This is a genomic window from Rheinheimera sediminis (genome assembly GCF_004005375.1).
In the GTDB taxonomy this organism is placed as follows: Bacteria; Pseudomonadota; Gammaproteobacteria; order Enterobacterales; family Alteromonadaceae; genus Pararheinheimera.
In genome coordinates, this window is record NZ_RZUF01000014.1 from 95,054 (window position 1) to 118,414 (window position 23,361).

The 23,361-nt window shown below is 49.9% G+C and carries 16 protein-coding genes; 5 read left to right on the plus strand and 11 right to left on the minus strand.

The genetic code is table 11. From position 1 onward, the window contains the following. Positions 1–16: 16 nt before the first annotated feature. The 4 genes from EMM73_RS11135 to EMM73_RS20055 are packed head-to-tail and all read right to left on the minus strand — an operon-like array spanning position 17 to position 3,721. Positions 17–835: an SDR family NAD(P)-dependent oxidoreductase gene (locus EMM73_RS11135; RefSeq protein WP_127686511.1), complete on the minus strand. Its 819-nt coding sequence runs from the start codon at positions 833–835 to the stop codon at positions 17–19. 51 nt (positions 836–886) lie between these two features. Then, complete coding sequence (locus EMM73_RS11140) at positions 887–2,257, minus strand: flavin-containing monooxygenase (RefSeq protein WP_222422647.1); 1,371 nt, start codon at positions 2,255–2,257, stop codon at positions 887–889. A 14-nt stretch (positions 2,258–2,271) separates the two neighbouring features. Then, complete coding sequence (locus EMM73_RS11145) at positions 2,272–3,393, minus strand: OmpP1/FadL family transporter (RefSeq protein ID WP_127686512.1); 1,122 nt, start codon at positions 3,391–3,393, stop codon at positions 2,272–2,274. Further along, positions 3,302–3,721 carry a hypothetical protein gene (locus EMM73_RS20055; RefSeq protein WP_186435192.1) on the minus strand — a complete coding sequence of 140 codons (420 nt, stop codon included), beginning with the start codon at positions 3,719–3,721 and terminating at the stop codon, positions 3,302–3,304. Before EMM73_RS20055 ends, EMM73_RS11145 begins: the two co-directional genes overlap by 92 nt. Before the next feature lie 66 nt (positions 3,722–3,787). Here EMM73_RS20055 and EMM73_RS11150 point away from each other — a divergent pair, with 66 nt between their 5' ends. The 3 genes from EMM73_RS11150 to EMM73_RS11160 all read left to right on the plus strand — a co-directional run bounded on the left by EMM73_RS11150 (position 3,788) and on the right by EMM73_RS11160 (position 8,222). Then, positions 3,788–5,407 (plus strand): methyl-accepting chemotaxis protein, encoded by a 1,620-nt coding sequence (locus EMM73_RS11150; protein ID WP_127686513.1) that lies wholly within the window; start codon positions 3,788–3,790, stop codon positions 5,405–5,407. Positions 5,408–5,468: 61 nt separating this feature from the next. Continuing rightward, positions 5,469–6,473, plus strand: a complete 1,005-nt coding sequence (locus tag EMM73_RS11155) for an AraC family transcriptional regulator ligand-binding domain-containing protein (protein ID WP_186435193.1) — start codon at positions 5,469–5,471, stop codon at positions 6,471–6,473. A 246-nt stretch (positions 6,474–6,719) separates the two neighbouring features. Next, positions 6,720–8,222 carry a S41 family peptidase gene (locus tag EMM73_RS11160; protein ID WP_127686515.1) on the plus strand — a complete coding sequence of 501 codons (1,503 nt, stop codon included), beginning with the start codon at positions 6,720–6,722 and terminating at the stop codon, positions 8,220–8,222. 164 nt (positions 8,223–8,386) lie between these two features. Here the strand turns inward: EMM73_RS11160 and EMM73_RS11165 are convergent, their stop codons facing one another. Beyond that, positions 8,387–8,872 carry an arsinothricin resistance N-acetyltransferase ArsN1 family B gene (locus EMM73_RS11165; protein ID WP_127686516.1) on the minus strand — a complete coding sequence of 162 codons (486 nt, stop codon included), beginning with the start codon at positions 8,870–8,872 and terminating at the stop codon, positions 8,387–8,389. A gap of 45 nt (positions 8,873–8,917) precedes the next feature. Next, a complete protein-coding gene (locus EMM73_RS11170) occupies positions 8,918–10,027 on the minus strand; it encodes a phosphoribosylaminoimidazolesuccinocarboxamide synthase (protein WP_261373384.1) in 1,110 nt (369 codons plus the stop codon). Positions 10,028–10,534: 507 nt separating this feature from the next. On the opposite strand from EMM73_RS11170, the gene EMM73_RS11175 reads away from it, so the two are divergent. Both EMM73_RS11175 and EMM73_RS11180 read left to right on the plus strand, forming a co-directional pair. Then, positions 10,535–13,543 carry a TonB-dependent receptor gene (locus tag EMM73_RS11175; protein WP_127686517.1) on the plus strand — a complete coding sequence of 1,003 codons (3,009 nt, stop codon included), beginning with the start codon at positions 10,535–10,537 and terminating at the stop codon, positions 13,541–13,543. A 103-nt stretch (positions 13,544–13,646) separates the two neighbouring features. After that, complete coding sequence (locus EMM73_RS11180; RefSeq protein WP_127686518.1) at positions 13,647–15,590, plus strand: glycosyl hydrolase; 1,944 nt, start codon at positions 13,647–13,649, stop codon at positions 15,588–15,590. Positions 15,591–15,604: 14 nt separating this feature from the next. On the opposite strand, the gene EMM73_RS11185 is transcribed toward EMM73_RS11180, so the two are convergent. From EMM73_RS11185 to EMM73_RS11205, 5 genes are all read right to left on the minus strand, one after another. Beyond that, positions 15,605–16,840, minus strand: a complete 1,236-nt coding sequence (locus EMM73_RS11185; protein WP_222422648.1) for a glycoside hydrolase family 5 protein — start codon at positions 16,838–16,840, stop codon at positions 15,605–15,607. A gap of 86 nt (positions 16,841–16,926) precedes the next feature. Then, positions 16,927–19,449, minus strand: coding sequence for a glycoside hydrolase family 3 protein (locus EMM73_RS11190; RefSeq protein WP_127686519.1), 2,523 nt, complete (start codon positions 19,447–19,449; stop codon positions 16,927–16,929). A 23-nt stretch (positions 19,450–19,472) separates the two neighbouring features. Then, positions 19,473–20,948, minus strand: coding sequence for a glycoside hydrolase 5 family protein (locus EMM73_RS11195; RefSeq protein ID WP_127686520.1), 1,476 nt, complete (start codon positions 20,946–20,948; stop codon positions 19,473–19,475). Positions 20,949–20,975: 27 nt separating this feature from the next. Next, entirely contained in the window at positions 20,976–22,172 is a 1,197-nt protein-coding gene (locus EMM73_RS11200) for an AGE family epimerase/isomerase (protein WP_127686521.1), read from the minus strand. Continuing rightward, positions 22,169–23,350, minus strand: coding sequence for a glycoside hydrolase family 130 protein (locus tag EMM73_RS11205; RefSeq protein ID WP_127686522.1), 1,182 nt, complete (start codon positions 23,348–23,350; stop codon positions 22,169–22,171). Before EMM73_RS11205 ends, EMM73_RS11200 begins: the two co-directional genes overlap by 4 nt. Positions 23,351–23,361 lie beyond the last annotated feature (11 nt).

The following is a 23,361-nucleotide window of genomic DNA, read 5'->3' on the forward strand; positions in this document are numbered from 1 at the left end:
TAACAAAGCTGCAGTGTCAAGGACTTGGGGGAGAATCGCTCTTGATCCTTTGAATAAACTTCTTCCGGCCCGCTTCACCTAGACGTTCCAGCACAGGGTAGAGCTTAGCCAGCAGGCCAGGCCAGGCGCCCGCTATGCGGCCTGTCAGTCCTTCCGACCAGGGTACATAGACTTCCAGTCGTGGTTTGGCGATGGCAGCCAAAAACGCCTGTACCACATCGGCAGTGCTGACGGGCTCACCCACAAAATTTAACGCCGAACCGCCATGCAAAGCTTCGTGTCGCAGCATAGGGGTATCAACGCCTGCCGGATAAATACCGGTCACATGAACGCCTTTACTGCTCAGCTCGTCCCGCAGTGCCCAGAGTAAACCCCTTAAGCCAAATTTAGAGGCGGAATAGGCGGCTGAGCCCTTCAGTGACACTATGCCGCCCATCGACACTGTAGCCAGTATATGGCCTTTGCCTGCCAGACTCATGCGCTGCGCCAGACTTTGGATCATCACGGCAGCTGAAACCAGATTCACTTCCAACTGACTGGTCAATGCTTGCCTGTTGATCTGTGTCAGTTCACCAATCACCAGCATACCAGCGTTGATAATAGCCAGATCAAAATCATAGCTTGCCAGGATCTGATCACAAAACGCAGCTACTTGTTCTTTGTTCGTTTGGTCCAGCGGATAAATTTGGCTCGCTGGATATAGTTTTTCCATCAACGCCAGCTGGCGTGCATCTCGGTCTACCAGCAACAACTGGTAGCCTTGTTCAGTCAGGCATTTGGCCAGTTCCTGACCTATACCGCCGGCGGCACCGGTGATTAATGCGGTTTTTCTCATACTTTTCCTCTGTGGCTCAGGTGCCAGCGTTGTGCCAAGTTCATCGACTGGTTAGCCGGAATGAGCCAGAGATGCGCTGCGCGCTGTTGTGGCTGCTTGCTGTAGCACGGCCGGATGTTCGGTAGGCAGAGTCCAGCCCATGGTCCGGTATATTTTTTTCAAGTAGTTTTGCCAGGTTTTACTGTCAAAATAGGCGGCATGACGGTCGGATTTGACGAAGTCGATGCCTCCGGTCAGGTCCGGTTCATCGCGTTGGATCATCTCTGCCAGCCATTTTGCCTGCGGTTTGCCCTGCAGTTGGTCATTCAGGTGGTTGGCAATAGCGAAGGCCATCAGATCAAAGAGTTTAAAAGCGCCAGAGTTGGTTTCAATAAAACTGGGAGCCAGCAGGTTTTTATGCTCGCGTGAAAACAGTTGCAGATACATATTGGGCCGGCCGCCTTCATATCTGAAGTAATCTCTGGCGTAGGGCTGCACCTGATTGTAGCCAGTGGCCAGCAGTATCATATCCAGCTCTTCTCTGCTGCCGTCTTTAAACAGCACAGAGCGTCCTTCCAGCCGCTCTACATCTGGTTTGGCAATCAAATCACCGTGTTGCATGTAATACAGCACTTGTGTGTTCAGAATAGGGTGCGATTCCAGCAGCTTGTGATCTGCTTTTGGTAATCCTAAGCGAGTGATATCGCCGACGTAAAACCGCAGCAGCCCGCCCAGCACCATACGCTGCATCCAGAGGGGGAGCTGTGGACCCGAGGCAGCAAACACATCGGTAGGAACGCCACAAATATGTTTAGGAACAAAATGGTAACCACGGCGAACCGATAAAAAAGCTTTGTCGGCATGAGTGGCCGCGTCACAGGCAATATCTACCCCTGAATTCCCTGCGCCTATCACCATCACTCGTTTACCTTTAAATTCATCAGGGCTGCGATAGGTGCTGGAGTGGCGGATTTCGCCGCTGAATTCTCCAGCAAACTTTGGCAGGCGCGGAAACCAGTTCGAGCCTGTCGCGCAAACCACGGCCAGGTAATTTTTACTTTCGCCTGTGCTTAGCTTCACTTGCCAGCTGTCATCCTGCAGTTTTTCAATATCCACCACTTTGGTTTGAAAGCTGATCTTATCCCGCAACTGCCACTGGTCGGCAAAGGCATGAATATACTGCAGAATTTGCTGGTGTGACGGATAGTCAGGGTACTGTTCCGGCATTGGCAAACCATCAAAGCCTGACATGGTTTTTGATGAGATAAAGTGGGCACTGTCGTACATAGGCGAGCCTTGTTGCTTTATGTCCCACAGGCCACCCACATCGCTGTGGGCGTCGTACTGATCGTAGCTTAAGCCCATCACCACACAGGCTCTGGCCATAGCAAGGCCAGCCGGGCCAGCTCCAATAATGCAAACTTTAGGTAATGCTGAATTCATAGCTGTGCTCCTGGTTAAAATTTGTAGCCCATTTTCAGTTCAACAGCCGTCAGGCTGTTGTCTCTGAATTGTCCTGTTACTGTGTCTGCACTGACAGGATCGGTATCCCGCAGTTGGTAATAGCCAGCGCTCAGACTCAGGCGGACTGGTCCGCTGTTGTACACTGAGCCCAAGCCAAAGCTGGTAAAACCGTTTACCGGGCCCAGTGCTGATCCGTATCTGTTGCGTTCATCTTCAAACGCCAGCGTGCTGGCAAGGGTCAGTTCAGTCGTTAGCTGATAGGCAACGCCGAGCATATAGGTGCTGATATCGTTCGGATAACCGGCTAAAGGTTCGCCTGTTAGTTCACTAAAAGTACTGGGGGATAGCTCAAAAGCCGACCAGTCCACCCAGCGCACCAGACCAAACAGCAATGTGTTTTCTGCAATACCGGTCTGGAAATCCAGATTGACGGACTGTGGTGTTTTGAAGTGGGCGTCATTCTGAATGGTCACTGGCCCGCCCAATGCTTCGGGTAAACGTTCTGTGGTCGCACTGGCATAGCTGATTTCAGCGTGATAGGTCAGTGCAATTCGCAGTGCAATTTCGGGCAGTTCATAGGATGCACCTGCTGCGTAGCCCAAGCCTGTTTCACGATCTATCTTCAACTGGTAACCGGAAAATACGTCAGCTGCCAGACCGCCCAAGGTAACGTCGGCGTTGAGCCACTGCACTTTGGGACCTGCATACAAGCTCCAGTGGGGATTGAATTTATAGCGCAGCAGTGCGGTGGTCGCGGTGCTGTCTACTCGGGCGGCAGTACCGGCATACAGGGGCGACGCCTGGCTATAATTGACCGTAATGCCAAACGGCTGATCGACCAGCAAGGCAGCGGACCAGTCCGGTGTCAGCTGCAGTTTCACGCCCAGAGTGCCCATGCCATAGGACGGTGCAACGTCGCCAGTATTGACTCCGAGCAGGTCCGTTCCCTCCACATCAACCCAGACTTTAGCCCAGCCCAGTTCGGCATAGTTGCTGTCTTCAAACAGCAATTGAATGCCTTGATTACTTTGCTCTAAAGCTCCGGCAAAAGCCATGTTGCTTGCCAGCATAGATGCAGCAGCGCCGAGCCAATGTTTCGGCAATCGCTTCTTCATAGAGGTACTCCTTGTGTGTGGTGCCGGGCAAGCAAAATGCCTTGGTGTTTAAATGAGCATATGACGAGTAAGTAACGGCAGTAAGGGCGGCTTCGGCCGAAAAGTGGACAAAATCGGCCATTATTAAAATAATTTTACCGCCTATTCTCAGCTTTGATTCGCTATCCGGCTGGCAGCTAAAATATATGCATAGTTCCTGATTTATCTCCTTGCTAAGTCGGCAACCTCTGTTAGGATTTTCCAAATAAGGAATATGTGTTTGATTTAGAACCTTGAACACTGCTGCTTCCCACTGCAGCCCTTGTATATACCCATTCATTTCTGCCATATGCCGCTTTGACCTGCGGTTCTTACTGCAGATCACAGAAGACCCGTTGCTTAAAAGGAGTGTCTTATGTCTTGGTTTCGCACCATTCGTTCCCGCTATACCCTAGTGTTTAGTTGCTTGAGCCTGGTGTTTTTGGCTGTAGTCGCAGCGTCGTTTTTGCTGATCAGTTTTATTCAATCCAGTGTTGGCCGTTATGCCGACGGTGCCTCTTTAATTCAGAATGCAGATCGGGATCTTTATCAATCCAGGCTGGCGTTGACCAATTTGCTGACTAATACAACGGCAGATGCCGTGCAGCGAGCCAGCTGGCGTGCTGATACAGAAAGTAACGCCAGTCAGGCTTTGCAGCGGATGCAGACATTTCAGAAGTTAACTGTAGAATTGGATGAAATTGTCACTTACCTGGAACCTTTTTCCGGGTTATATCAGCAGTGGCAGAAAGACACTCAGTTGCTGCTGAGTCGTGACACTTCATCGGCCGAGGATATTCAGCAGTCGCTCGCTCAATCTGAGCAGGTGTTTAGCCAGTTACGGGAGCTGTACGATGGATCCGAGGCATTAATCAGCAAATATGCAGCCGCAGAGCGGAAACAAATTGATCAACTGGCGGCTCGCTTTAAGCTGGTGGTTACTGTGATTGCGACTCTGGTGGTGTTGGGCAGTTTACTGATGGCCTGGATAGCGCCGCGGCGGATTTCAGATGCAATCCGCACTGTGACAGTGGATGTGGAGCAAATCAGCAGTGGCGACGGTGACTTGTCTAGACGTATCAATAGCAAAAGGCTGGACGAGACTGGAGATTTAAGCCGGGCTCTGGACGAATTTATCGCTAAACTTGGCAGCCTGATTGGCGAAGTAAAGCGTGGCTGCTTGTCTGTGCAAACTCAGATGCAGCAGATGGGGGTGACCGCAGAGCAGGCCAGTCAGCTTAGTTTGCAGCAGGATCAGGCGCTGGATATGATAGTGACAGCTATAGAGGAAATGAGTGGTGCTACCAAAGACGTGGCGCATAATGCCGCAGAAACGGCGCATCAGGTGCATCAGTTATCTGAAACATCTAACCAAGGGCAGCATGCGTTGGCAAAATCAACAGAACGTTTGCATCAGTTGTCGCAACAGGTGCAGCATGCTGCGGTGGTGGTTGGGGATTTGGCTAATCAGTCGGAGCAAATTGCTTCTGTCACCGGAGTGATCCAGACCATTGCAGAACAAACCAATTTGCTTGCGCTTAATGCCGCGATAGAAGCGGCCAGAGCTGGCGATCAGGGGCGTGGCTTTGCAGTGGTTGCTGACGAAGTCCGGGCTCTGGCCAGTAAAACTCAGCAATCAACTGAACATATTCGCCAGATGATCCAGCAATTACAATCTGGGGTAGCTGACGTAGTCAGTAGTATTCAGCAAGGTGTCACTTTAGCCGATAACACCGAGCAGCTGAATACTCAGGTAGGGATGGCTTTTCATTCTGTGCAACAATCGGCGGGATTGATTGAAGATCACGCCTTGCAAACAGCCAGCGCAACAGAGCAGCAAAGCATGGTTGCTCACGAAATCACTAAAAACCTGAGCCATTTGTCGGACATGTCGAAGCAATTGAATCAGATTGCCCAGCGCATCCAACTGACAGTGCGTGACACCTTAGGTAGCAGTGATGAATTGGCAGGACGGGTAAAACGATTTTCGGTGTAAATTCTGTTGGGGGTTGGCTCGTAAAAGGGCAGACCTCCACAAAATAAAAATGGAGCCTGGAGTGAGTACAGAGTTATTGGCGCGTCAGGAACGGATTTCGATAACGCCGCAGATTTTATTCCATACCTTCCACGAACTGCAGCACAGGGGCCTTCCAATCAGGCAGGACCCTTTGTGGAAAATTTTCAACGCAGATGGTTTCTTGCCAGGGCGCGATCGCCTCACTTTTTTACAGAGTCAACAATTGTTGCTAAGGGCGACAGAATTAGCCGCCGATCCAGATTTAGGTCTGGCTGTGGGGATGCGCCAACCTTTTGCTTCTATGGGACTAGTTGCCAGTGCTATGTTGGCTAGTGCAAATCTGCGACAGGCTATTTCAACTGCGGGTAAATACCATCGTATTACCGGCTCAATGATTGAGTTTGAGGCTGTTGCTCTCGCAGGTTCTGACCTGCGTATTATGATCCGGCCACGTTTTATTGATTCACCGGTGCGGCGTTTTGTGATGCAGGAAGCTCTGGCTGTGATCATGACCTCACTTAACTTCATCAAAACCAATCTACATCCTGTACTTCAGGTCACTACACCTTACAAACCTAAAGATGCAAAAAGGCTACAGTTGCTCTGTAACTGTCCAGTGCTGTTTGAGCAGCCTGAGCTGAGTATTACTTTCAGTGGCAAAGTACTGGATCAGCCGAATATCCAGTCTGATCCTTTTGTGTATGCAGAAGTAATAACTGTGCTGGATCAGGTATTAAAAACCGAGGTGGCTGATCGTGACCTGCTACAGTGGGTGGAGAGCCGGATCATTCGCACTATGCCTCAGATAGAAAACATTGAAGCCACGGCCAGAGCTTTAGGGTTAAGCGAACGCAGTCTGAGGCGCAAGCTGGCAGAATTGGGCACTAGCTATCGCCAGGTACTTCAACAGGTCAGGCTGGCTTTGGCACTGCAACTTCAAGCCGAAGGCAGTGTTAGTCGTGAACAGATCGCTTACGAAATTGGTTTTGAAGACGCGCGCAGTTTAAGGCGTTTGTTAAAGCAAGAAAAACCAACAGCGAACTGAGCTGCGTGATTAGCTGATGTGGATCCTCTTACAGTCCGGCAGAATGCGATCTGAGCGTTGTGAATTATTCAACAGCATCTAATCCTACTTTTTGGCAAAGACGCCTTATCTGCTTGAGTCAGGTGTGCTGAATAGCATGACGACCTCATATGCTGTGGAATACAAAAAATTACGCTTATCGGGAAATCAGCTTGAAGCCCAAGCAGTGCTAAGTTATTGTTTTTCTTTTTTGTAGTATGGTAACTCATGGATTCTGCTATAAAAGTTGTAGTCTTCATTCTGGCATTTGTATGGTCTGCTGCAGTCTTTCCTGTTCGTGTTTACGCTACAGTGCCTGCTAGCGCTCAGGAATGGGCAGAACTCACCCGTCAGGATATTGAAGCTGCTTATCAAATAACGGCTGAAAACCATCCTGGTATGGCTGACAGGCAAAACCCTGATTTTCGACAGCAGTTATTGCAAGCCAAAACCAATGCACTTTTATTGAGCACCCAAGTGACGGATGCCTACGGCTATGAAGCAGCTATTGACCGTTTCAGCACCAGTTTGCAGGACGGTCATGCCGGAGCTTATGCTACTTTACCTGATTCAGTACCCGCCATCAGACGCTGGCCTGGTTTTAATACCGTCTGGCGCGGCGATGCCTTATGGGTGTATTACAGTGAGCAGACTGGTGTAACAGCAGGAATGCAGGTGCTGTCTTGTGAAGGTAAGCCAGTAGAAAGCCTGATCAAAGACAGAGTGTTTGCTTTTGCAGGGCAAGCAGGCCAGCCAGGACATTGGTGGTCTTATGGCGGCAGGCTGCTGCTGGATGATGGTAATCCATTTAATCCGCCTTTAAAGCAATGCCAACTGGTAAAATCCGGTGCTGAAGCTGTTGATATCACTTTAAATTGGGTGGAGCGTCCTGCCACTGCTATGCAGCATGTTGAGGCCGCTTATAATGGTGACAAGTTAGCTATTGGCTTAACTTGGCTGCAGGATATAGCCTGGATTGCTATGCCTACTTTTAGTCCTGATGCTGATGAGATCAAGCTGTATGAAAGCTTATTCAGTAGCCTTGAGCAGCAGCGATCACTGCTGTTGCAGGCAAAGGCTATAGTGCTGGATTTACGCCACAACCAGGGTGGATCCTCGTACTGGAGTGTTCAGGTTGCCAGTGCTTTATGGGGCAAAAAGCGGGTGGAATCTCTGGGTAACGCCTTGTTTAGAAATACCGAAGTTTGGTGGTTTGCATCCCGCGGTAATACAGCCTATGTAAAATCTTTATATGATGTTCTTAAAGCTCAGGGCCAAACCACGATGTTGCCCTGGATCCAGGCTGTAGGGCAGGGTATGCAAAAGTCGCTGGAAACGGGCAATGCTTTTTACGTTGAAGGCAATGACACTGAAGCTGATGTAGCCTCGGTCCTGCCAGATCCAACTGCAGAGCTGCCACCTCTGCATGCACCTGTATATGTCATTATGCCGGGCCAATGTGCCAGTGCTTGTCTGGATGCAGTGGATGTATTTAGCTTGTTTGAAAATACCAAACTGGCTGGTGCACCCAGCAGTGCCGATTCCACTTATATGGATGTCAGATTCGAGCCACTACCATCAGGCCTTGGCAAGGTGATTATCCCGAACAAAGTTTATGTCAACAGACCCAGAGCCAATGGTCAGTATTACACTCCGGCTTTAACCCATAACGAGCTGGATTGGTCGACCCAAGCGCTGTTGCAAAAAGTGCTATCCGATATAAAAAAATAGCGCCTATTGACCTTTATACCCAAGTGACTTGAAGTTTCGACGAGGTGACAAGCCAGTGAGACCCCCGGTAGCCTGATAAACCTATGTGACCGGGACGAAATGGTGCAGTCAACAAAGCAGCAACTTTAAGGACTATGGGTATAACCTGAAAAAACTGCGGGCTGCTATAGCAACTTTTGCCAGTAGCCCACATCGCGCCACTGTTCAAACTTAAAACCTACTTGATGAAAGTGGCCACATTTCTCAAAGCCAAACTTTTCATGCAGCGCTACGCTTTTGTCGTTAGGCAAAGTGATGCCACCAATCACCAGATGCAAACCCAAAGCCTTTAATTCAGCCAGTAGTTGCTGGTACAACTGACTGCCAATGCCTTTGGTTGTCACTGCATCTTTGACATAAACCGTGCTTTCCACCGAAAATCGATAAGCCGATCGTACCCGCCATTTCGTAGCATAAGCATAACCCAACAGGTCGCCACTTCGTTCCAGCACCAACCAGGGTAAAGCATCGTTTTGTACTTGCTCTATACGCTCGGCCATTTGTTCAGTGGTCACTGTCTGTTCTTCAAAAGTAACAGTAGTGTTTAGCACATAGTGGTTATAAATGGCTGCAATAGCTGCTGCATCTGCGGTTGTTGCCTGACGGATCATCTGTTGTCTCTTTAAACTAACGGTGTCAGGCCTGACCCCGCAGAATTAACCGACTATCAAGCCATAATCACGGCCCAACACCTCAATAATTTCGGCTTTAGGGTTGGCTGCTAATTCAATTTTCCGGCCTGTGACTTTTTCCGCTATGCCAAGGTAAGTGCGGGAAATATCCATCATCACTTCAGTGGGCAGGGCGTTGTCGCGCGCCAGTGCTGCACGCTCTGGCATACGGTCTTTATTCAGTAAAATATCCGGGTCCGGGAAGTTACTCAAAAGCCACTGACGGAAGCCTTCTTTCGATTGCTCGACAATGCTGCCACTGCGCCAGCTGGCGCCATCCCAAATACGTGAGCTGTCTGGTGTGCCCACTTCGTCCATATAAATCAGTTTGCTTTGGCCATTGGCGTCGTTGACATAACCAAATTCAAATTTGGTGTCGACAAACATCTGATCCAGTGCAGCTAAAGCGTCGCTTATTACGCCAAAACCTTGTTTTAACAGGGTTTCGTATAAGCTGATGTCAGACAACTGTTCAAACCCAAAAGCAGCGCTATGACGTTCAATATCGGCACGGGAAATGTTGACATCGTCTGCTTCCGGCACACCTGCCAGGCCAGTCAGAATGCCCTTAGTGGATGGAGTTATTAATATTTCCGGCAGTTTTTGATCTTTTTGCAGGCCTTCCGGCAGGGTAATACCACAGAATTCACGTTCGCCTTTGCTGTAAGCGCGCCACATAGAACCGGTAATGTACTGGCGGGCTATGGCTTCAATTTTAAGCGGACGGGCTTTTTGTACTATCCACACTAGCGGATGCGGAATATCCAGAATATGGCTGTCGGCTAAACCATGTTGTTTAAATAAGGCGAACCAGTGATTCGAGATAGCGTTTAATGCTGCACCTTTGCCAGGCACACCGTTTAAGCCATTTTCGCCATGCCAGATGCAGTCAAAAGCCGAGATGCGGTCGCTGATCACCATGATGGCCAGTGGCGTGTCTGGTGCTACAGGGTAATTTTTTTCCCGGATCAACCGCTCGCTGTCAGCGGCAGTCAGCCAGTACACACTGCGAACTTTGCCTGAATGAACAGGTAAATCTGTACGAATAGGCAAGTCGTCATTGACTGCCAGGACCTGAGTTGCAAGAGTCATCATCACTTCTTCTGTGGCTGAAAAAAGGCGCGGCAGAGTTTAACAGAAACTGTGAGTGAACTGAATCAGTCCGGCTGAATATGCAGGCTGTTATCCAGGTTGTTACTGTACCTCAATTTATTGGACTGAATTGGTGCTGGTTGCTCAGTATTTCACTGTAACCAGTTTCATTGGTGTTTCTAGCGGAAAGCCGGCTAGACTTTAGTCGTATAAGTAGTGAGCGTTTTTGGTCCTAAGCCTATGTTATTTGGCGTTTAAGTCGTTTTTGTCTGATTGTAATTACAGATTTATTTCTAATTTGCTCTTGCATGCTAATGTAACCGGTTATATTTTTGTTCTGGTGCAGTTCTCAGCTGTACTGCACCAGAATGGTAAAACAGCGCTGCTATAAAAGCGAAAGACCATAACAAAGCCAACAACAGGGTGAAGGATGACAGGGCGTCTTGGGGCTCGCCGACATTATCTGACACTTAAAATAATCATAAAAACAGTAAGATAGGGGTGGAACAAATGAACACATCAGCTCGATTGCCGCTGAAGCTCTCGCTATTGGCGGTAAGCTGTGCGCTGGCGTTATCTGTAGCTCAGGCGCAACAAAACAGCCAGACGCAGGATGATGCGACTCCAGCAAGCGACAATAAAAAATCCGACAAAGATATCGAAATTATTAGCGTCAAAGGCATACGTCGCGCCCAGGAAGCGGCCATTGATGTCAAAAGGGCAGCCAGTAACATCGTAGATTCTATTGTGGCTGAAGATATAGGTAAGTTACCTGATGCCACTATTGCCGATTCGTTACAGCGTATCACCGGTGTACAGATTGACAGAACTGCAGGTGAGGGCTCCAGTTTAAACGTGCGTGGTATGCCGCAGGTTCTGACGACACTGAACGGCGAGCAGTTCCTGAGTCCATGGTCTATTACCAATGTACAGGCCAACTATTCTGATATTCCATCTGCGATGATTTCATCTGTGGATGTGCACAAGTCGATGCCCGCTTCGATGATTGCCGGTGGTATCTCTGGTGTGGTGGATTTAAAAACCCGTAAACCTTTGCAGATGTCGCAGGGCTGGACCGCATCAGCGGGTGTTGAAGGCTCACGAGGTTCAATTACAGAAAAAGACAACCATGATGCCAATGCTTTTGTTGGTTTTAACAATGGTGATATTGGCTTTACGCTGGCTGCTTTTAATTCAAACAGCAACTCAGCCAACTACCAGATGTATGAAGATTCACGTATGGCCTGGCCGAACGCTGGTGGCGATCCAACAGATTTAAATGGCAATGGTAATACAGTCAATGACAGATTTCTGGTGCCAGCAGGTTATGGCGTCAAAGCTTATGTGATGGAGCGTGAAAGAGAAGGTTTTGCCGGTTCATTGCAAAAAGTGCTTAATTCAAGTTGGACCGCCAGTGCCGAGGTGTTTTACACCAAAATGGATCAGTTTGACCGGGGTATCGAAACTCAGTTTAACGGTAGTAACAACTCCAATTACGACGTTTTAAGACCTGGCTCAGTCTTGACTGAAGAAGCCACAGTGCCGGGCATTGGTGGTGCGCCAGACCGGGTACTGCATTCACTGCAGGTTGCTGTGATTGAAGCGCCGGATTTTCAGGCCACAACCCGTAGTCGTCAAAACCATACAGATGCAGTGAATACCAATCTGCAGCTAAACTTTGACGATGGAGGTCCTTTTACCGGCTCAGTGCGTTATGTCTATGCGACAGCAGAAAAAGTTTACGAAGACGCCACCTTCCAGCAAGGCACTCCGGCTTGGTACTGGATAGATGCAGACAATAATGGTCAGAATGACCCAAGAGATCCGTTTAACGTAACTGTGGATTTCAGAACTGAATATCCAACTTTTAGCTATACCGATAACTTGTCTGGCGTAGACAGGCTGAACCTGTATCAGGCTTATGCTTATGGGATTAAAGACGAAGCCAGCATGGACGCTTTCCGCGCCGATGGTAAGTACGAGTATGAACTTGGAAATTTCAGTTCCTTCGAATTTGGCGCCCGTGTGGGCACCCGTGATGTCGATACCACCCGTTATGACTATCTGACTCCTACAGGTCGCTATTCCACCTGGCAAGATCCAAGCGTAGACCCAGACCTGTGGTTCCAAATGTTACCGGGCGACAAGGTATGGCAACGTTATCCGGACTGGCGTGATTTTAAAGGCGATGGCAATCTGGGTTTACCTGCTGCCACTGACTTACAAAGTCAGCTGATTTCTTACACCGACTTTGGTCCTTTTAAAGGCTTTGAATCCGGAGTGGCAGGTTTAGATCCTAAGTCGCTGGATAACTTGGCTCAGTTTATGGACTTTGTTTATCCCGGCGCGCAGAAGTTTAACGACCCGGCCAAAGCCTATAATGTGGAAGAACGTTCAACTTCGGCTTATTTCCAGGGCAATTTTGACGATGCCATAGGTATTTGGGGTATCCCTTATTCTGGTAATGTGGGCTTACAGGTGGTTCGCACTGACCGTACCGTAGTGCAAAGTGAAGTGCCTTTGTATTATGAAGAAGGTAACCATTTTGGTGGTGGTGCTGATGGTAGCCAATCCTGGAACTCAGTATTCAAAGCCACTGGCACTAAAGTGACTGAAGTTGATTTCACTGATTACTTACCTTCAGCCAACATCAACTTCTTCCCACATGACGATGTAGTAGTACGTTTCTCTTATGCTAAAACCATGAGCCGTAACGATTTAGTCAACGTAGGCGAAGGTTTAACCTTGTGGTATCAGCAGTACACTGTGACAGATGCGGATGGCACAGAGCGCACAGTCACCAGTGCTGGTGGTGGTAACGATCAGGGGAATCCGAATGTGAAACCATGGCGTGCTGTGAACTACAACAGTTCAGCTGAATGGTACTTTGCCGAAGGCGGCATTTTAGGCGCTGGCATTTTCCTGATCGACGTCAAAAGCGCGACTGAGACCTTACAGGAACAGCGCCAGTACGCCGATTCTGATGGTGTGATCCGTCGCAGCGTCAACGTCTGGACGACAAAAAATGTCGGTGCTTCGGACCTGAAAGGTTTTGAGCTGGGTTATAAACAGTCGTACAACTTCTTGCCTGAGCCTTTTAACGGTTTAGGTTCAGAGTTGAACTACACTTACTCGGACAGTGAATCGACGGACAAAGATCTGGAAGGTAATCCCTTCCCGCTGCAGTCCAACTCCAAGCACCAGTACAATGCGGTGTTGTGGTATCAGGCCGGTCCTTTCAGTACCCGTGTGGCTTACAACTGGCGTAGTAAACAGTTTAACGGCCGGGTTGGCTTAAATACCAACGAAGCGCCTATCAGCCTGGGTAACTGGGCCAGAGACGCAGGCTATCTGGATGCTTCGATTAACTACGATCCAAACCAACATCTGACTGTCTATCTGCAGGGCACCAACTTAACTGAAACCAATCAGCGCAGTTATGCTCAGTTTGAAAGCCAGTTCCACTCCATGTCAGTGCAGGAGCGTCGTATCACTTTAGGTGTACGTGCCCGTCTGTAACTACAAAGCCAAAAAACCGATGGGCACTGTGCCCATCGCCTTTTTAAGATGCGCTGCAGTCTCCCTTTCCCTCGCTGCAGCGCATCTGTTTTGAGGACTCTCCATGAATCTAACACATAGAGTAACAGCGTTAGTGCTCAGTCTGAGCCTGTCTGTTTTCACTGCTCAACCTTTAAGCGCCCAACCTTTAACCGCAGCTGACCCTGAACTGACAGCACAAGGCCGCTCCTTGCTGCAGTATTTGCATCAACAGCAGGGCAAGGGCATTTTATTTGGCCAGCAGCACGCCAGCACCAAAGTGCTGAGTAAAAAATTCGACGCCAAAGCCCATTCTGATATCGCCAGCCTAACAGGGCAGATGCCTGCCATTTATGGCTGGGATACTTTATCTATTATTCAGCCAAAACCCGAAGGGGATATCAGCGCTGCTGTTAAGGCCGCATACAGAGCTGGCGGTATTATTACCATCAGTACTCACTTTTATAACCCTGTGACAGGAGGGGACTTTTGGGACACCCAACCTGCGGTGGCGCAAATACTGCCAGGTGGCAGTTTTCATCAGAAATTTACAGCTGAATTGGATCAGGTGGCTGACTGGGCTCATCAGCTCAAAGCGGATGATGGCAGCTTCATTCCGGTGATCTTCCGTGTGCTGCACGAAAACACCGGCAGCTGGTTTTGGTGGGGGGCAGCACAAAGCAGCCCTGAACAATACAAAGCTTTGTTTCGCTTTATTGTTGATTACCTGCGGCTGGAAAAAGGCGTACACAATTTTTTGTATGCCTATTCACCTGCTTCAGGTTTTGCCGGCGATAAAGCAGCTTTTGCCGAGCGTTATCCGGGCGATGCTTATGTCGATGTGCTGGGGTTTGACGATTACCAGCACGGCGATACAGAGGCTTGGATCCAGTCTGTGGTTGCCACCAGCCGGACTTTAGTGGAATTTGCCAAAGAAAGAGGCAAAGTCGCGGCCTTAACCGAATTTGGTCAGGGTAAGCCTAATGAAGCCAAAGCTGGTTTTTACCTGCCTTTGTTGCAGGCTTTAAAGGCTGACCCTCTGGCTTCGCAGCTGGTTTACATGATGACCTGGGCTAATTTTACTGCTGAGCACAGTTATGTTCCTCTGTCGACTGAGCCTGCAGTGCGGGTTGATGATTTTAAAGCTTTTGCCGCCCAGCCTTATCTGCTACTGGCAAATAAACTACCAGCCACTTTGTATCAGCAGGATGTCGTGGTAGCCCCAGCGGCTGAACAACTGGTGTTGATGTCGCCTTTGGCCTGGCAGCCAGTACAGCGCAAGGTACTGGTGCAACTGAAGGTACAATCTGCTCAGCCCGTCAAACAAGTCACAGTGCGGGCTCAGGGCAAGAGCTGGCCTTTGCAGCAACAAAAGTGGTACTGGATTGCAGAGCTGCCGCTGGATCAGTTGTCGTTTCAGCAACTGCCCTTGCAGTTGGAGTTCCATGCTGACCTGAAAAACGGTCAGCTTCTGACTGAAAAACTGCCCTTGTTACCGGCTCAGCCACAGCCTGATGCCACAACGCTGTTTGATCCCAACTGGTCCAGAGGCTTTTCGCAGCGCTTACAGCAACTGATCGCTGGCACTGGCGATGGCGTGCAGGTTGAGGCACTTTGTACTGCGTCAAACGACTGTGTATTGCAAGCCAGGTACAAGTTGCATCCAGCTGGCCATACCGGCTTACGTTATATGCCACAACAGCCTGTTATGCTGGCGGCGGGCCGGCACCTGAGCTTCTATCTGCAACCTGATCAAAAGATGCAGCGTCTGGCGCTGGAACTGTTCAGTGCTGGAAAAAGTTACTACCAGAGCGTGGATCTCAGCCAGTGGCCTGTACAGCCCGGAACTGAGTTCAGGCAAGGCCAGGACGTGAAGCTTGAACTACAGAAGTTTTGTAATCAGCAGCAGTGTTTTAGCGGTGGAGAGCTTAGTCAGCTGGCGGTGTTTATCCATGCAGCGGACCCGGCTTTGGCAAACCAGACCTTATCGGGCCAGATGAAACTGGGAGCCATTCGGCTGCTGCCTTGACTCCCGCTTGCTGCTTATTTGAATGCGCTGCTGCCTGACATCAGCGCATTCAGGGCTTGTTGATCCAGTACTTTGTTTTGGCGCCTGTCCAGCAAAGAACCAGTGTCCCAGTAAAAGGGCACTAGGCCATGTGCTATGGCGCTTTTGGTCACGTAGTTAAAATAGTGAGCCCTGCTATTGAGGTGGCGTGTTCGCTCGTCACCTGTCAGCTTACCGCGGATGTCAGCACCAAACTCGCCCAAAATAACGGGTATGCCTGCGTCTACAAATTGTTTTTTCACAGAGCTAAACATCTGATCGACGTAGTCTTCATCTGTGCTGGCGTTGCGTTCAGAATCGTTGTCAGACATAAAGTCTTTACCCCAGTAGTAGGCCGCTTTGCCCCAGGATGCATCGTCAGCCATCAGGGTGAAGTTATAGGGGCTGTAATAGTGTAGCTCCAGCATCATGCGATCTTTAGTTGGATCTTCAGGAAGCTGATGCATCCAGTTGCGGGTTTTTTCGATATCAGTGGACGGTCCTTGCACCACCAAAGTCCGGTAGCTGTTTTTGCCGCCTGTGGCCCGGACTGTATCAATAAAGGTCTGGTGATAAGACAACAGCACCGCCATCTGCTCAGCGTTTTCGGCATGTGGCTCGTTGGCGCTGGCAAAGATCAGACGCTCGTCAAAATCACGCAATAAAGTAGCGATTTGTTGCCAGTAGGCTTTTTGGCGGGCATTCACCTGCTGCTGTTTTTCAGGCGTTACATTGCGCTCCAGCCAACCACCATCCCAGTGAATATTCACCAGCACATACAAGTCGTTATCGATGCAGTACTGCACCACCTGTTTAATGCGATTTTGCCAGGCTGGATCGATAGCGGCAGTGCTCTGATCTGCATATTGGTCCCAGGACACAGGTAAACGTATCGCATTAAAACCAGATTTTTTTGCCAGGGCGATAAAGTCGGCTGTAATGGCTGGGTTGCCCCAGGATTTTTCCCCCTGGTTGCCAACAGCCTCCAGCGTATTGCCTTTATTCAGTCCTATCCGGATACGGCTGGCCAGTTCTCTGGCAGTACTGCTCATTCCAGTCTTATCCGGCGCTGCTGGATTGGTATTGTAATCCGAAAACTGCTGCTGAACTGAACCAGTGGAAGCAGCGTCCTGCACCGAAGGGCTGTTGGGGTTGCCACTGCAGGCATGGAGCGAACAGAACGTCAGCAGCAGCACCACATATTTTGCATAGTTGAAAGCAAGTCTAAACATCTGATTATCCTTAAATCCAGTAATCCTCACAGTGGGGTCAGGCAGCGTGGTGCCAGACCCCTAGCCAGACCCCTTAACCCCACAACTTAAAGCGCTGCGCAGTTTTTATCTGCTTTATGGGTTTTGCTCAGCTCAACATCAGCAAAACTTAGCTTTAAACTACCGCTGCTTTGCAAACCAAAAGGTTCCAGCACCAGTTTAAACAGCGCTGCAGGCGGCTGGGCTAAACCAAAATCCGAGCCTGCGTCCGGGAAACAGTTCAGCGCTACCGCAAAATCTTGCCAGCCTTTACCGGCGCGTTGCTTAAGCTCAGCCGTGATATCCACTTTTGATAAGCAGGAAGGGCCACAGCCTATAGCGACAAAAGCTGCAGCAGTTGGGGCTGCGCTGACATTCAGTTTAAATTTCAGCACAGCGCCGTCACGCCAGTAGGCAGATAAATCCTGACGGTTTTGACTGGCCAGCATCACTGCGCCTAACCCTTTGCCATTCCAACTGACTTCGCGGGCATCTTCCTGCACCTGATAATCCACAGCTTTGACACTAATGGAATCGACACTGATGCTTTGGCCTGTCATTAAAGCTCTGTTATTTTCCGAGCCTATCACTTGCACTTGCCATGGCGCTAAAGGCCGGCGCTTAAATAACGCCAGTTGATCTTGTGACACTTTGGCTTTTGGCATCACTTCAGGCAAAGCTGTGCTGAGCTTGTCCTGTTCGCCGTAACTCAAGCCATAGCCATAGGCGAATAGCGGCTGGTAGTTGGCGTCAGCTTTATTCAGCACCAGTTGCTCCACTGTAGCTGGCCAGGAGAACGACAACTTGCCTTTGACAGGGTAAGGCACTGAACCATCTTTGGCTTTGAAGATCACATCGGCCACACCAGCACCTTCGGTACCAGGTTGCCAGGCCACCATAAAGGCGTCTGCTGCGTTCAGTTCACGGTTCAGCCATAAAGGCCTGCCTGTAATAAACAAAGCAACCACAGGAATACCCTGAGCTTTAAGTTGCTTCAGTAATTTGAGGTCTGTGTCGTCGCCGTTTTTATACAGCAGATTCTGGGTGTCACCCTGCATTTCGGCATAAGGTTCTTCACCAAAGACCACGACTGCGACGTCAGGTTTTTGTTTAAAGCTGGCGTCTTTACTTAACTCGATTTGACCCCCAGCTGCAGTCACAGCAGCGGCCATGCCCTGATAAATAGAAGTAGCGCCCGGGAAATCGCTGTTGCTGTTGCCTGTGCCTTGCCAGCTTAAACTCCAGCCTGCGGTTTGTTTGCCTATATTGTCTGCGCCATCTCCTGTCAGCAGGATTTTAGCTTGTGGTGCTAAAGGCAATAACTGCCCTTGGTTTTTCAGTAACACCAAAGACTCACGCACCGCCTGACGAGCAACAGCTCTGTGCTCAGCCGATCCTATCAGTTGCTGCTGGCCTGCCAGGGCTCGGCTGGACGGTAAGCCTTTGTTAAATAAACCTGAGCGGAACTTGACTCGCAAAATACGCCGCACAGCATCATCCAGTCGTGCCGCTGGAATTTCACCTGATTTCACCTGAGCCAGGGTATTGGCATACAGCTCTTTCCAGTTGGCATTAGGTGCCATCAGAATATCGACACCGGCATTGATAGAAGCCGGGCAGCTGACTGGGCTACAGCCGCTGACAAAACTATGGCCGTCCCAGTCACCTATCACCAGACCGTCGAAAGCCATCTGGTTTTTCAGCACTTCGGTTAACAGATAGCGGTGACCATGCAAACGCTCCCCTTGCCAGCTGTTAAAAGACGCCATAATGGACTGCACACCAGCTGCTATAGCGCTGTAGTAACCAGCGGCATGGCGCTCGCGCAATTGCTGCTCGCCGATCACCGCATCACCGCGGTCTATGCCATCCAAGGTAGCGCCATCACCAATAAAATGTTTAGCGGTCGAAATCACCTGGCCAGCGCCAAACCAGCCAATGCTGTTGGCTTTGCCTTGCAAACCTTCCACTAAAGCGGCGGCATAAGAGGCCACCAGCTCTGGCTGCTCCGCATAAGACTCGTAAGTGCGGCCCCATCTGTCATCCTGCGCCACGGCCACTGTAGGAGCAAAGTTCCAGTCCAGCCCCGTAGCTGCAAGTTCTGCCGCTGTGGCTGCACCAATTTTCCGGATCAGTTCAGGGTTGCGTGTCGCACCTAAGGCAATATTGTGCGGGTATAAAGTGGCGCCATACAAGTTACCAACACCGTGCACAGCATCCGTGCCCCAGGCAATAGGAATGGCAGCAAAACCATCGGAAGCATCCATGGAAGCCTGATAATAGGAATCGGCCATCTTCACCCAGTCGCTGGCTTTATGCTGTTTGATGCCTTGTGGTACTGAGCCGCCGCCATTCAGTACTGAGCCAATATGAAATTTGCGAACATCAGCCGGCGTCAGATGTTTAATTTCCGGCTGGATCAGCTGGCCGACTTTTTCTTCAGCCGTCATTTTACCCAGCAGCTGATTAATTTTTTGTTCCAGCGCCGGATCCGCTTTCAGTGGCGACTGGGCTTTTGGCCAGCTGTCTGCCGCCTGCGATGCTGTGGCGGCCAAAGCCACTAAGCTCAGCAACAGCGAAGTTCTGTTCATCTTATATATCCTTGTTACTTTTATTAGAGTGCTGCAGCGCTGGTCCAGCTTTGGATGTTGGACTGTGCTGACTGGCCTGTTTCGTTCACCGCTATCACACGGTAATACACTGGGCCTTGTTGTTTTAATGCAGTCGGATCGGAAAAAATCCTATCTTTGGCCGGGTCAAACGGCAGTTTGGCATTTGAGACTTTGTCAGCTAATAGCTGCCATGGTCCTTGTGCTGAACTGGCTCTTTCGATGCGGTAATAGCGGGCTACAGCGGCGCCCAGCCATTGGATATTCATAGGATCTGTAATGGCTCTGAGCTTAGGCGCCAAAGGCAGAGGTAAAGCATCAGGTTTAGCCTTGCCCGCCAACCTGGCTTGCGCCTGGCGGACTAAATTTACGACCTGTTGCTCATCATTAAAAGCAGCCTCCGCAAAACCAGGCAAACGGTAGCTGTAATGACCTGTGTATTCTTTGTGGTAATAAAAACCACCATTGTGGCGCTGACCACGCCAGCCCCAGACAAAAACGCCTGCTGTTTTCGCGCCTTTCACTTCACTCTGCACCGCCGCCTGCAGAATAGCAGCGATATTTTTGCTGTCGGTTAAGCCAAATTCACCAATCAGATACACCTTTTTCCCGCCAATAGCCGCCAGATCTTTGCTCACTTGCTCTGGGTTGTTATTGTTGTTGGTGGTGTAAAAATGGTTGGAGATAATATCGACTTGCGGGTTGGTCAGAGACTCTGGAATAATCTTTAAATAAGTGCCGTCGACCGTTAGCTGATGAGGCGCATATTTTTTGATTTGAGCCACAGTTTTTTGCACAAATTCAGCTGTGCTGTCTTTCAGTTCATTGCCGGTTTCCCAGGCCATAATGGCTTTTTCTTCCGCATACAAACGGCCCGTGATGCTGTTTTTGCGCTGGATCACCTGACGGATAATATCCAGATAGGCCTGATAAGTACGGCTGTCTGTACGGTAAAAATCATCGGCCGTTTCGCCATAAAAAGCCGCTAACTGAGCCCGGCCACCCCACCAGTCCCAGTGGTCGATAAAAGGTAAAATAAGCCGGATTTGATACTGTTCAGCCAGCGCTATCATGCGGTCATACACCAGCATGGCTTTTTCGTTCAGCACAGGCATGCCGCCTGCAGTGGCCGGTGGCAAAATATGAGTTTCACGGCCACAGGCGGCATCGGCCGGATGCGCCACAGACAGCACATAAATCCGCATGGCTTTATGGCCAGTAAAACTTAAGGCTTGAAACCAGTTTTCCTGCTCTTCAGCCGTAGGCCAGTTAAAGTATTGGCCCCAGCCCCGTGGGTCGGCAGCGCAAACACCACGGGCATCGTCTTCTAATCGATGCAGCTCAGGCGCATGCAAGCCGGCAAATCGGAATTCTTCTGTACCATCCAGTAATTGGTGACCCTGACGGCTGATAAAGTGGTCAAAAGCTACGACAGGACTGGTACTGATACACAACAGCAGACTGATCAACCAACGATGCATGCTTACTCCTTTTTACCATAAGATTGTTTAGTGAGATTGCTCCAGCAGCAATGCCGCTTCCATCATGGCGCGACCACTGTGGTAAGGTCCTTTCCAGAAACCTACTTTGTAGTGGGTAGCCCGGTCCGGATCCGATGCCGCCAGCCAGTGCCATTCGCCGCCTACAGCGTCTATATGTTCGCGCTGAATATAAGCCCAAAGCCCTTCAGCCACACTGAAATAGCCGATATCACCCGTTAAACGCCAGGCGGTTAAAAAGCCCACTAAGGCTTCAGCCTGCACCCACCAGCAGCTTTGCTGGTGCTGCTGTTGCGTGGCCAGATGCCACTCATCGGCCAGATGGCCGTCTGCGCATAAGCCTTGCTGCAAGGCTACATCGGCCATCTGCAGCACCAAAGGCCGGTATATCTGCAGTAAGCGGTGATCGTCCAAAGCGCGCAGCGCTTCCCAGAGTAACCAGCTGGCTTCAATATCATGGCCATAAGAATAAAAAGGCGAATGATCGGCCCAGTCCAGATCCATAAAAAGCCGTAAATGGCCATTGCTGGCATTGACGATACGCTCGGCAAACAGCAGCGTCAGCCGCTCTAACGCTTGCTGCACTGCAGAGGTTTTATGCTGCAAATACAAAGCGGTATAAGCTTCCAGCACATGCAAATGGGTATTCATGGTTTTAGGATAATTTAAATCTTTGTCGCTTAAGCGCAAATCCTGCAGTGCCTGCCAGTGTTGTGAAAAGGCCTCCAGGTAACCCAGTTGTTGCTGATCCCAGCTGTATTGCTCCAGCAGCTGAAAATAGCTTAGTGCTTTATCCAAAGCAGCCTGCTCGCCTGTGGCCTTGTAGTAAGCACACAAGGCATAAATGGCAAAAGACTGGGCGTAGGTTTGTTTTTTACCATTGACCAGCTGGCCCTGGGCATCCAACTCCCAAAACACGCCACCTGCAGTTTTGTCGTCAAAATGCTCCAGCAGGTAATGATAAGCCCGGCTTGCCAGCGCTTTACATTCTGCCGAATCGAGAAAAACGGCGGCTTCGCTGAAAAACCACAAAATACGGGTATTCAGGATAATGCCTTTATTGGCATTGACTTCGACGCTGCCATCATCATTGATTTGACCATAAAAGCCTCCGGCCGGGTCTACTGCATGATCGGCCCACCAACGCGCAATAGTTGCGCAGTGCGCCCGGCAATGCGGCGCCGTCAGAGGCAAGGTCTGGATCATAAGCCTAAATCCTTTAAAGCCTGCTCATTGCCGTCGACCAACGCATTGATGCGCTGCACTGTTAAGGCGGAGCGATAACCGTCTTCCGGTGTATTGATAGCGTAATCGACCAGTTGCGCCACTGTGCTGGTGGCAACATGCATACGGGTATCGGATGAGGCGTAATAAATAAAAACTTCGTTGTTTTCGTTTACTATCCAGCCGTTACTGAAGGTCACGTTTGATACGTCGCCCACCCGCTCTGCGCCTTCAGGGGCAATAAAATGACCTGCTGGTCTGTGGGTCACCAGCCAGGGTTTGTCTAAGTCGGTCATAAAGACATAAAGCACATAACGTAAACCTGCCGCCGTGTTACGTACCGCATGAGCTAAATGCAGCCAACCTTGGTCGGTTTTGATGGGGGCAGGGCCCTGGCCGTTTTTCACTTCATGAATAGCGTGATACACCTTAGGGTCTACGATCTGTTCTTGCTTCACTTCGGCATTGACCATAGAGTCTGTTAAACCCCAGCCGACACCGCCGCCACTGCCAACACTGATAAAACCATCTTGGGGTCTGGTGTATAAGGCATATTTGCCATCGACAAATTCCGGGTGCAATACCACATTGCGCTGCTGGCCTGAATAAGTGACTAAATCCGGTAAACGTTCCCAATTGACTAAATCTTTGGTACGGGCAATGCCACACTGAGCTTCAGCTGCGGAGGTATCATTAGGCCGGCTTAAATCTTTACGCTCAGTACAAAACAAACCATAGATATAACCATCGGCATGAGCCGTCAAACGCATATCGTAGACGTTGGTGTCTGGCCTGTCAGTTTCCGGCATAGTGACGGGCTTAGGCCAGAACACAAAGTTATCCACGCCATTGGCGCTTTCAGCCACAGCAAAAAAAGATTTACGGTCGTTGGCTTCCACCCGCACCATCAGCAGGTATTTACCCTGCCAATGGATGGCACCAGCGTTAAAAGTGGCATTGATGCCATTGCGCTCCAGCAACAAAGGATTACGTTGTTCGTTAAAGTCATAACGCCAGGTTAAAGGTGCATGAGCTGCAGTTAAAATAGGATTGTGCCAGCGGCGATAAATACCGTTACCTGTGGCGACAGGCTGGTTAGGTAAAGAGACTAATTTTTGATGCTCTGCAAATAATTGTGCTACGTTTTGCTTAAAAGTCATGGGAACTGTTC